The organism is Micromonospora sp. B11E3 (assembly GCF_039871625.1).
In the GTDB taxonomy this organism is placed as follows: domain Bacteria; phylum Actinomycetota; class Actinomycetes; order Mycobacteriales; family Micromonosporaceae; genus Micromonospora.
On record NZ_JBDPMC010000131.1, the window covers coordinates 1 to 10,939 of the forward strand.

The 10,939-nt window shown below is 74.1% G+C and carries 7 protein-coding genes and 1 pseudogene; 2 read left to right on the forward strand and 6 right to left on the reverse strand.

Features of this window, described 5'->3' with window-relative positions; translation table 11 throughout:
• Nucleotides 1-103 precede the first annotated feature (103 nt).
• The 3 genes and pseudogenes from ABGB16_RS32240 to ABGB16_RS32250 all read right to left on the reverse strand — a co-directional run bounded on the left by ABGB16_RS32240 (nt 104) and on the right by ABGB16_RS32250 (nt 4,280).
• Nucleotides 104-982 carry a glycosyltransferase family 2 protein gene (locus tag ABGB16_RS32240; protein ID WP_347671850.1) on the reverse strand — a complete coding sequence of 293 codons (879 nt, stop codon included), beginning with the start codon at nt 980-982 and terminating at the stop codon, nt 104-106.
• 263 nt (nt 983-1,245) lie between these two features.
• Nucleotides 1,246-2,955, reverse strand: a pseudogene (rfaE2, locus tag ABGB16_RS32245) (D-glycero-beta-D-manno-heptose 1-phosphate adenylyltransferase); the annotation flags it as partial.
• A gap of 29 nt (nt 2,956-2,984) precedes the next feature.
• Entirely contained in the window at nt 2,985-4,280 is a 1,296-nt protein-coding gene (locus ABGB16_RS32250) for an MFS transporter (protein ID WP_347671851.1), read from the reverse strand.
• Between the two features lie 110 nt (nt 4,281-4,390).
• Here ABGB16_RS32250 and ABGB16_RS32255 point away from each other — a divergent pair, with 110 nt between their 5' ends.
• Nucleotides 4,391-6,067: an MDR family MFS transporter gene (locus ABGB16_RS32255; protein ID WP_347671852.1), complete on the forward strand. Its 1,677-nt coding sequence runs from the start codon at nt 4,391-4,393 to the stop codon at nt 6,065-6,067.
• Nucleotides 6,068-6,285: 218 nt separating this feature from the next.
• Here the strand turns inward: ABGB16_RS32255 and ABGB16_RS32260 are convergent, their stop codons facing one another.
• Nucleotides 6,286-6,777: an NUDIX domain-containing protein gene (locus ABGB16_RS32260; RefSeq protein ID WP_347671853.1), complete on the reverse strand. Its 492-nt coding sequence runs from the start codon at nt 6,775-6,777 to the stop codon at nt 6,286-6,288.
• A gap of 71 nt (nt 6,778-6,848) precedes the next feature.
• Between ABGB16_RS32260 and ABGB16_RS32265 the strand changes: the two genes are divergently transcribed.
• Nucleotides 6,849-8,483 carry a fatty acid--CoA ligase gene (locus tag ABGB16_RS32265; RefSeq protein WP_347671855.1) on the forward strand — a complete coding sequence of 545 codons (1,635 nt, stop codon included), beginning with the start codon at nt 6,849-6,851 and terminating at the stop codon, nt 8,481-8,483.
• Nucleotides 8,484-8,671: 188 nt separating this feature from the next.
• Here the strand turns inward: ABGB16_RS32265 and ABGB16_RS32270 are convergent, their stop codons facing one another.
• Both ABGB16_RS32270 and ABGB16_RS32275 read right to left on the reverse strand, forming a co-directional pair.
• Nucleotides 8,672-9,682, reverse strand: a complete 1,011-nt coding sequence (locus ABGB16_RS32270) for an NADPH:quinone reductase (protein WP_347671854.1) — start codon at nt 9,680-9,682, stop codon at nt 8,672-8,674.
• Between the two features lie 127 nt (nt 9,683-9,809).
• Nucleotides 9,810-10,667: a hypothetical protein gene (locus ABGB16_RS32275; protein WP_347671856.1), complete on the reverse strand. Its 858-nt coding sequence runs from the start codon at nt 10,665-10,667 to the stop codon at nt 9,810-9,812.
• Nucleotides 10,668-10,939: the final 272 nt, after the last annotated feature.

The following is a 10,939-nucleotide window of genomic DNA, read 5'->3' on the forward strand; positions in this document are numbered from 1 at the left end:
CGTCCGACCGGCCTCACGCCGGCTGCGGCGCGTCCGACCGGCCTCACGCCGGCTGCGGCGCGTCCGACCGGCCTCACGCCGGCTGCGGCGCGTCCGACCGGCCTCACGCCGGCTGCGGCGCGTCCGAGCCGGACAGCACGACCTCCCACGCCTCCACGCCGCGGTCGGTGACCGTGGTCGGCGACTCCAGGTGGTACGCCCCGCTGGGCAGGACCCCCGCGCCGCCGTGGCGCTCCAACACGGCGAGCTGGGCGGCCACGTCCTCGCCCTGGTGGTCCACCTGCACCCGCCGCCAGAAGTCGAAGCCGCCCGAGTCGACCAGGGCCGCGCGGTCGTAGAGCACGCACCCGCCGACCCAGGAGACCTTGTACGCCCGCCACGCCCCGGGCGGCAGGCGCAGCTTCTCGGTGACGTGCAGCAGGTTCGCCGCCGGATGGATGGCCGACCGGTGCCACTCCCGGGTGCCGGGGCGGACCCGCTCCGGCACGGGCCGGCCCACCCACTCCTCGTAGTGCCGGTGCGTCTCCGGCCGGACGTCGTCGACGTACGACAGGCCGTGCACCGCGTTGCCGACGAAGCCGCAGCCCAGCTCCCCGATCGCGGTGACCAGCCGGCGCAGCGTGCCCGGTTCCAGCCAGACGTCGTCGTCGAGGCAGAGCACGTACCGGGCCGCCGACAGGTCGAGCAGGTACGCCCGGTGCTCCGCCAGCCCGCGCCGGGGCAGCCGCCGGGTCAGCAGGACCGGGTGGCCCCGGTGGCGCAGCGCCCGCACCATCGTCGCCGCCGCCGGATGGGCGTACGCGGGCAGGTCGTCGGACTGGTCGCTGACCGCGACCCCGAACCCGGGTACGCCCTCCTGGGCGGCCAGCCCGGAGAGCGTGACCGCCAGTTCGGCGGGGCGGTTGCGGGTCGGGATCAGCACGTCGAGCTGTCGTTCCCGGCGGAACCGCGCAACGGTGCCGAGGTCGAGCGGCCGGTTCACGCCGGCCTGCCCGGCACCGGCGTCGTGGCGCCCCGGCCGCCGGAGCCCCGCCCGGCGTCGCGCGGCCCGCCGTTCCGGCCCTCGGCGGCGCCCCGCCCGTCGACCGGATCGCGGCCGGCGCCCCGCCCGTCGACCGGATCGCGGCCGGCGCCCCGCCCGTCGACCGGGTCGCGGCCGGCGCCCCGGTTCCGGCCCCCGACCGGGTCCCCGGCGTCGAGCCGGTTGCGCGCGTCGGCCCGGTTCCGGCCGTACGGCCTGTCCCGGCCGTTGGCGCGGATCCGCTCGATGATCGCCGAGGTGGAGCGGTCCGGCACGTACCCGAGGGTGCGGACCTGACCGCCGAGGCGGCGCACCAACGGCGCCTCCGGGACCATGTCCGGCGGGTAGTCGCCGCCCTTGACGTACACGTCGGGTCGGACGACCTCGATCAGCCCCGCCGGCGAGTCCTCCTCGAAGACCACCACGTGGTCGACGCACGCCAGCGCGGCGAGCAGGGTGACCCGGTCCTCCGCCGGGTTGACCGGGCGGTCCGGCCCCTTCAGCCGGCGGACGCTGCCGTCGGAGTTCACCGCGACCACCAGCAGGTCGCCGAGCGCCCGCGCCTGCTCCAGGTAGCGCACGTGTCCCGGGTGCAGCACGTCGAAGCAGCCGTTGGTGAAGACCACCGAGCGGCCCTCGCCCCGGTGGGCGGCCACGACGGCGGCCAGCTCGTCGGGGGACACCAGCACCCGGTTCCCGGCGGACGCGCCGCCGACGCCGAGGGCCTCCAGCAGATCCTCGCGCCGGCACACGCAGGTGCCCGTGTCCGACACGGTGATGGTGGCCGCGAGCTGGGCGAGCTGGGCGGCGGTCGGCAGCGGCGCGTCGGCGGCCAGGGCCAGCGTCATCGCCGCCAGGTACGCGTCACCCGCCCCTACCGCGTGGCTGGCCGGTACGGGGGTGCTGTGGCTGCGCCGCGGCTCGCCGTCCGTGCCGCCGACCACCGCCCCGTCGGTGTCCAGGGTCACCGCGACCACGTCCGCGCCGGTGTGCGCCCGCAGTTCGGCGAGGCGCGCCTCGGCCAGCAGGGCCCGGTCCACCCTGTCGCCGGCCGTCGGGTCCACGGCGATCCCGGTCACACTGAGCCCGTCACCGGTCAGCGTCACCCGCTCCTCGCCGGGCGTCGGCTCGCCGGTCAGGCCCGTCGGACGTCCCAGGCCGCCCGGCGCGGTGCCCACGCTCAGCTCCGACGGCCCGTCCGCCGGGTCGGTCTCCGGGTGGTCGAGGTGCAAATGGGAGTCGGTACGGGAGGCGGCCCGCGCCAGCAGCCGGGTCGCCTCGGCGAAGCTCGGGGTGACCACGGTCGGCGCGAGGCCCCGCCAGTCCGCGAGGTCGTGCGCGTCCAGCGCGACGGTGGCGTACCGGTCGCGGGCGGCGACCAGCCAGGCGCGTACCGGGGCGGGGAGCGCGCCGAGCCCATAGTCGCAGACCACCAGGGTGGGCGGCTCGCCGCCGGCGGCGGCCCGCAGCTCCTCGGTGGCGCACTCCAGCGCCGTCACCAGCCGGGCCACGCCGTCGTCGTCCAGCACGTCGTCCGGGTCGCCGGAGTCCTCGCGCAGCAGGATCTGGTTGCCGGCCAGCATCCGCCGCTTCACGGGCGTCGGCCGGCCGGGATGGTTGACCGTACGGTCCCAGACGCCGGCCCGGTCCAGGCAGTCGTGCAGTTCGTCCCCGGCGGCGTCGGCGCCGACCGGGGCGACCAGCACCGCCCGCCCGCCGAGGGCGGCGACGTTGACCGCGGTGTTCGCCGCGCCGCCGGCCGCCGAGATCCGGCGGCGCAGGGTGAGCACGGGCGCCGGCGCCTCCCGGCAGAGCCGGTCCGACTCGGCGAACCGCCACTCGTCGAGCATGGCGTCGCCGATCACCAGCACGGGACGTCCCAGCCAGCTCTCCACGACGGTGGCGAGCCGCTCCTCCGCTGCTGCTCCTGCCATGTCCGTCGGGGTCCCCCCGGCGTCCCGAGTCAAACCTGGGACACCGGTGCTGCCGCGGCGGCCCAGGCGGCGTCCTCGGCCTGCTTGCGGGCCAGGCCGTCGCGGCCGTCGTAGCGGAGGAACGCCGGCAGCGCGGCGGCCAACGCCACCGTGCCGAGCACGCACAGCACGCCGCCGGAGACGATCGACCCGCCGACGCCCAGCGGCGTACGGGCCACCAGGCCGGAGCGGAGCTGGCCGAGCAGCGGCCCGGTCGAGTACGACAGCATCTCGATGCCGGCGAGCCGGCCGCGCAGGTGGTTGGGGATGGTCTGGTTCCAGATGATCATGCGGAACAGGCCGGAGACCATGTCCGCCGCGCCGGCCAGGGCCAGGAAGAACAGGGCCACCCACAGCGAGCCGACCAGGCCGAACCCGACGATCGCCAGGCCCCAGGCCCCGGCCGCGAGCACCACCATCAGGCCGTGCCGGTGCACCCGGGACGTCCAGCCGGAGGCGAGGGTCGCCACCAGCGAGCCGACCGCCGGGGCGGCGTAGAGCAGGCCGAGCACCGCCGGCCCGCCGAGCTTCGCCGCCATGAACGGATACAGCGCCTGCGGCATGCCGAAGAACATCGCGTTGATGTCGACCAGGTACGTGCCGAGCAGTTCGGGTCGGCTGCGGGCGTACCGCAGGCCCGTCGCCACCGACCGCAGCGACGGCCGGTCGGCGGCCGGGGGCGGCGGCACCGCCCGCACCAGCGCCAGGCAGGCCAGCGAGAACGCGAAGGTGGCCAGGTCGATCGCGTACACCCAGGCCAGGTCGACCGAGGCGATCAGCACGCCCGCCACGGCGGGGCCGCCGAGCTGCGCCACCTGCATCCGCAGTGAGTTCAGCGCGCTCGCCGCCGGGATCTCGTCGGGCGTCACCACGCGCGGGGTCAGCCCCTCCAGGGCCGGGCGCTGCAGGCCGTCCAGCGCGGCGGTCAGCGCGGCCACCAGGTAGAGCAGCCAGAGCTGCGGGCTCGACCCGAGCGAGTTGACCAGCAGGGCCGCGCAGAGCAGCGTGAACCCGATCTCGCCGCCGAGCACCAGCAGCCGCCGGTCCAGGTAGTCGGCGAGGGCGCCGCCGACGAAGGCCATCACGAGCAGGGGTACGAGCTCGCAGACCCCGAGCAGGCCGACGAGCAGCGGATCCCGGGTCAGCTCGTACACCTGGTACGGCACCGTCACGTACGTGATGAACGACCCGAAGCCGGACACTCCCGCCGCCGAGAAGACCAGCCGGAAGTCCCGGGAGGTGCGCAGCGGCGTGACGTCCAGCGCCAGGCGGCGCAGCGGTTTCACCAGCGGATGGTGGCGGGCTGGCAGGGCCCTGTCGAGGGGTTTCCCGCTCGCTGCCGTCGCCCGGCACGACGGTCCCGGCATGTTCCGCGCCAGACGGGAAAGAACGCCGGGTGACCGCCGAAGCCCAGAGCCGACCCGTGCTGACCGCCCGCCAGCTCCGCCTGCTCATGTTCGGCCTGATGACCGGCATGCTGCTGGCCGCGCTGGACCAGACCATCGTCGGCACGGCGCTGCCCACCATCGTCGGCCAGCTCGGCGGGATCAACCACTACTCCTGGGTGGTGACGGCATACCTGCTCGCCTCCACGGCCTCGACCCCGCTGTACGGCAAGATGGCCGACCTGTACGGCCGCCGCCCGGTCTTCCTCTTCTCGATCGGGACGTTCCTGCTCGGCTCGCTGCTGGCCGGGCTGTCACAGAACATGACCCAGCTCATCGTCACCCGGGGCGTGCAGGGGCTCGGCGCCGGCGGCCTGATGACGCTCGCGTTCACTATCATCTCGGACGTCGTGTCGCCCCGGGAGCGCGGCCGGTACCAGGGGTTGTTCGGGGCGGTGTTCGGCCTCTCCTCGGTGGCCGGCCCGCTCGTCGGCGGCTACTTCGCCGAGACGAACTGGCGGTGGATCTTCTACATCAACGTGCCGCTGGCGATCCTCGCCATCGTGGTCTGCTACCACGTCATGCGGCTGGTCCCGTTCCAGCGGCGGGAGCACGCGATCGACTGGATCGGGGCGGCGGTGCTGGTCGCCGGGGTGAGCTGCCTGCTGCTCGCGCTGAGCTGGGGCGGCACCTCGTACGCCTGGCGCTCCGGCGTCATCATCGGGCTGTTCGCGGCCGGGGCGGTGCTGGCCGGGCTCTTCCTGCTGCAGGAGGCCCGGGTCGCCGAGCCGATCCTGCCGCTGCGGCTGTTCCGCAGCGCCACGTTCGCGCTGGCCAACGCCGCCGGTTTCGTGCTCGGCCTGGTGATGTTCGGGTCGATCATCTTCATCCCGCTGTACCTGCAGATCGTCAAGGGCGCCTCGCCCACCCGCAGCGGCCTGCTGATGCTGCCGATGATGGCCGGCATCATCGTCACCTCGATCCTGACCGGCCGGGCGATGAGCCGGATCGGCCGGTACAAGTGGTTCCCGGTGGCGGGAACGGTCGTGCTGCTCGCCGGCATGCTGCTGTTCACCCGCCTGGCGGTGGACACCTCCCTCTGGGTGGCGTTCGGCTACATGGTGGTGATCGGCGTCGGCCTGGGCCTGTGCATGCAGTCGCTGATCCTCGCGGTGCAGAACGCGGTGGATCCCCGGGACCTGGGTGCAGGCACCTCCTCGGCCACGTTCTTCCGGTCGCTCGGCGGGTCGTTCGGCGTGGCGATCCTCGGGGCGGTGCTCTCGTCGCAGCTCACCCACCAGCTCGCCGACCGGCTGCCGGGCGCGATCGCCCAGCTCCCGCCGGCCGAGCGGGCGGCGGTGGCGGCCCAGGGCGGGACGAACATCTCGATCAACGAGCCCTCGACCATCCTGGCCCTGCCCGGCCCGGTCCGCGCCGCCGTCCAGGCCGCCTTCGTCGACTCGCTGCACCTGGTCTTCCTCACCACCGGGCTGATCGCCGTGGTGGCGGTGCTGGTCACGTTGGCGCTGCCGAACGAGAGGCTGCGCGGCGCCGGGCCGCGGGGCGCCACCGGCGGCGCCGACCCGCTGGGCGGGAAGGCCCCCGCCCCGGGCGGCAAGCCGCTGACGAAGGAGTCGAAGGACGAGACCGCGGCCGACATGCAGGCCAAGAGCCAGACCATGCTGTGACGGAGCGCGTTGATCACGTAACGGAATCGCGAACGTCGACGCCCGTACATGTGGAGCCGTCATCCGGCGGTTCCCGGCCGGATGCCTTTCAACGGGGGAGGTCACCCGGCGGTGCCGGTCCGTCCCGCGTCCGTGGGGCGGACCGGGCCTACTTGAGGATCAGCCCGGTGCCCTTGGCCGGGCCTACTTGAGGATCAGCCCGGTGCCCTTGGCCGGGCCTACTTGAGGATCAGCCGGTTCGTCTGCTCGAAGACGTCCAGGTCGGCGAGGGTCTCGGTGACCGAGGTCGACAGCGGGGCGGGGAGCCTGTCGCGGGGGAAGAAGCCGGCGTCCGTGGTCTCGTCGGTGACCCGGGCCAGGTCCCCGTCCCAGTCCTCGACCCGGAAGGCGACGGTGAAGACCTGGTACGTGTGGCCGTACATGTTGGTGTGGGTCCGGTCCGGGCCGGTGTAGAGGGCGAACGCCCCGACCCGCAGGGCCCGCAGCCCGGTCTCCTCGCGCACCTCGCGTACCGCGCAGTCGGCGATCGACTCGCCCAGCTCCATCGCGCCCGCCGGCATCGCCCACTGGCCGTTGTCCGAGCGCCGGATCAGCAGCAGGCGACCGGCGTTGTCGCGCACGACGGCGCGGGCGCCGACGAACATCAGGGTGCGGTCACCGGCCAGGGCGCGCAATTGACCGACGTACGAATCGGCCCAGGAGATGCTCACCCGAACAATTTACGGGGGGTTCCCAACGTGTGACCCACGACACTAGCTTGTTACCCATGCGTAGCACGATGATGGACGCCCCCCTCCAGGTCGCCCGGATCCTCGAACACGGCGCCACCGTGCACCACGCCGCCGAGGTGGTCACGTGGACCGGCGGCGAGCCCCACCGCATGTCGTACGCCGAGGTGGGACGCACGGCGGCCCGGCTCGCCCACGCGCTGCGCGACGAGTGCGGGGTGACGGGCGACGAGCGGGTCGCCACGTTCATGTGGAACAACGCCGAGCACCTGGTGGCGTACTTCGCCGTGCCGAGCATGGGCGCGGTGCTGCACACGCTGAACATCAGGCTCTTCCCCGAGCAGGTCGCCTACATCGCCAACCACGCCGAGGACCGGGTGGTGCTGGTCGACACGACGCTCATCCCGCTGCTGGCGAAGTCGATCGGCCAGATGACCACGGTGCGACACGTGGTGGTGGTCGGCGGGGGCGACCCGGCCCCGCTGGTGGCGGCGGCCGGCGACCGGATCGCCGTACACCACTGGGACGCCCTGCTGGCCGGCCGGCCGGAGGTCTACGACTGGCCGGAGCTGGACGAGCGTGATGCGGCGGCCCTCTGCTACACGTCCGGGACCACCGGCAACCCCAAGGGCGTCGCATACTCGCACCGGTCCATCTACCTGCACTCGCTCCAGGTCTGCCTGCCGGAGGGGTTCGGCCTCGGGCCGACCACGCGCGAGCTGATCATCGTGCCGATGTTCCACGCCATGTCGTGGGGGCTGCCGTACGCGGCGTTCATGTCCGGCGCGTCGGTGATCCTGCCGGACCGGTTCCTCCAGGCCGCCCCGATCGCCGAGATGATCGCCGCCGAGCGGCCCACGCTGGCCGGCGCGGTGCCGACCATCTGGACCGACCTGCTGGCATACCTGGACGGCCGCGACGTGGACACCGCCTCCCTCAAGGAGGTGATCGTCGGCGGCTCGGCCTGCCCGCCCGCGCTGATGCACGCCTTCCACGAGCGGCACGGTATCGAGATCGTCCACGCCTGGGGGATGACCGAGATGTCCCCGCTCGGCTCGGTCGCCCGGCCGCCGGCCGGCGCGACCGGCGAGGACGCCTGGCGCTACCGGTACACCCAGGGCCGCGTCCCCGCCGGGGTCGAGGCGCGCATCGTCGGCCCGCTCGGCGAGCCGCTGCCCGCCGACGGGACGTCCGTCGGCGAGTTGGAGGTCCGCGGCCCGTGGGTCACCGCCCGGTACGTCGGAGACGACGCCCCGGACCCGGACAAGTTCCGCGACGGCTGGCTGCGCACCGGCGACGTGGGCATGCTCTCGCCGGACGGGTACATCACCCTCACCGACCGGGCGAAGGACGTGATCAAGTCCGGCGGGGAGTGGATCTCCTCAGTCGACCTGGAGAACGCCCTGATGGCCCACCCGGCCGTGCTGGAGGCATGCGTGGTGGGTGTGCCGGACGCGCGCTGGGACGAGCGGCCGTTGGCGACCGTGGTGCTCCGTGAGGGCGCCGAGGCGACCGCCGAGGACCTGCGCGACTTCCTCGCGAAGTCGGTGGCGCGCTGGCAGTTGCCCGAGCGGTGGGCGTTCATCGACGCGGTCCCGAAGACCAGCGTCGGCAAGTTCGACAAGAAGGTGGTCCGCTCCCGGTACGCCGAAGGCGGCCTGGCGGTCCTTGAGTTGACGGCGCCGTAACGACATCAGGCGGTTCGTCGCCTGATAGGGCAGGGGGACACTCCTGAGCCTCCCTCCCCAAGGGGCGGCCCCGGCGTTCGCACCGCGCCGGGGCCGCCCGTCTCGTGCGGGATTGTCCCGCTGGACCATTGTCGCGAAACTTGTTCGCCTCTGTCCCGCCGTCGGGGAAAACACCCGGTGAACGCGCCTCATTCGGTGGTGCTGACCAGCACCTTCCCGACCACCGAGCGCTCCACCTCCTGGTGCGCGGTCGCCGTCGCGGCCAGCGACCAGTGGTGCAGCGGCAGGCCCGCGTCCTGGCCGACCCGGATTCCGTTCTGGGCCGCTGCCGCCGCGACGTCCAGCACCCCCTGCGCCTTGGCCGCCGCCGGAGCGGTGTAGATCAGCACGAACTGCCAGCGGGCGTTCGGCACCATCAGCGCGCGGACCGGCAGGGTCACCTCGCTCCCACCGTCGTCGGCGTACGCGCACACGGCCCCGCCCCGGCGCAGCATTTGCACGTCGACCGCCGCGTTGCGCGCCGGGGAGACCTCGACGACGGTGTGCACCCCGTCGGGAGCGATCTTGCGGACCTCCTCGACGACGTCCTGCTCCCGATAGTTGATCACGTGAGAGGCGCCGGCCGCCGCCGCGAGGTTCGCCTTCTCCGCGCTGCTCACCGTGGCGATCACGCAGGCGTCGGCCCAGCGGGCGAGCTGGATCGCCGCGTTGCCGACCGCGCCCGCCCCGCCCTGCACCAGCACGGTGTGGTCGCTCAGCGCGCCCGCGTGCAGCCTGTCCGGCATGAACTCCCCGGCCGTCAGGCACCGGTGCGCGGTCAGGAACGGGATGCCGAGGCACGCCCCCAGGTCGAAGGAGGCGTCGCCGAGCGGCACCGCGTGCCGGACCGGCACCACCGTGTACTCGGCGGCGGTGCCCCAGGGCCGCTGCCAGGCGGCCTCCCACAGCCACACCCGCTCGCCGATCAGCCCCTGGTCCACGCCCGCGCCGACTGCCTCCACGACCCCGGCGCCGTCCTGGCCGGGGGTCTGCCAGCCGGCCGGCAGGGGCCACTGCCGCCGGGCCTTCCAGTCGGTCGGGTTCACCCCGGAGACGGCCACCCGCACCAGGACCTCACCCGCCCCCGGCTCGGGCACCGGCCGGTCCACGAGCTGGAGCACCGAAGCGTCGCCGTTGGTCTCGTACACGATCGCCTTCATCGCCGCCTCCTCAGCCTCGGCGCCCGGGCCGGCCGCCCGCGTCCCCGCTACCCGGACGGTACGGGTTCATTCCGGCCCCGGTGGCCGCGAGGCGCGGGCGGGTCACCCCGGCCCGGGTGCCAGCGGGTCAGCCGGCCGGTGCTGATGCGTCCCGGGGCGCGGAGCGCTGCGCGGGCAGCCCGATCGGGCTCTGCGGCGGGATGATGGTGCGGCACCGCTCGGCGAGCGGTTCGAGCAGCTCGCGCAGCCGCGCCGTACGCTCCGCGCCCAGCGCTCGCCACGGGCCGAGGGCGGCCCGGTCCGTGGCCTCCTCGACCGCCCGGAACGCCTCGGTGCCGTGGCCGGTCGGCGTCCGCTCGGCGGTCAGCCAACCCTTCTCGACCAGCCGCTCCTCGGCGGCGGCCCACTCCTCGTCGGTCCAGCCCCGGGCGACCTGGTGGAACTCGCGGGACTGGTCGACCCGGCAGCGCCAGGCCAGCACCTCGAGCGGATCCAGCCCCGTGGTGACCAGCGCGGCGACGTGCCCGTCGCCCCGGTGCTCCCGCAGGGTGGTGGCGGCCTGCCAGAGCCGGGCCAGTGGGTACTCGGCGGCGGGCAGGGCCACGTTGGCGGCACCCAGCACCCGGCCGGCGGTCTGCACCGCCCCGGCCGCCTCCTCCAGCAGCCCGGCCGCCTCCGCGAGGTGCGCCTCCGGCAGCTCGTACGTCATCTCGGCCAGCGCCTGCACCGCCCCCGTGAGCCGGGCGCGCAGCGCCTCCTGCGGGGTGGCCAGCCGCCACACCGACGGCAGGGCCCGGGCCACCATCGACGGGGCGAAGCCGAAGAACGCGGCCACCACCGGGGCCGCCTCGACGGCGCCGAGCGGGGCGGCCCGGCCGGCGAAGTAACCCCGCCAGTAGCCGCGCAGCCCGACCGCCTCGTACGCGGCGCGGGCGCGCGGGTGGAAGTAGGTGACCGCGTGGACCGGCTCGAAGTACGTCCACATCAGCCGGGCGAGCCCGGGGTCGTCCTGCGCCGCCACGTGCACCTCCGCGTCGGTCGGGATCACCGCGGGGTGGCGTCGCAGCCCACGGTGACCCCGAACCTACTGGTGGTGTGCAAGGAGACGGAAGGCTCCTGTGAACTAGCGCCAACGCCGCTCGGTTAAGGCGTTGTGGCGGCTGTCGAGGGGTGTGTCGCTCAGGCAAACAGAAGCGGAGTTCCGGTATTGAGGTGAGTCACTCCAAGAAACCCTCGAGACCAGGAACTCCGCTTTGG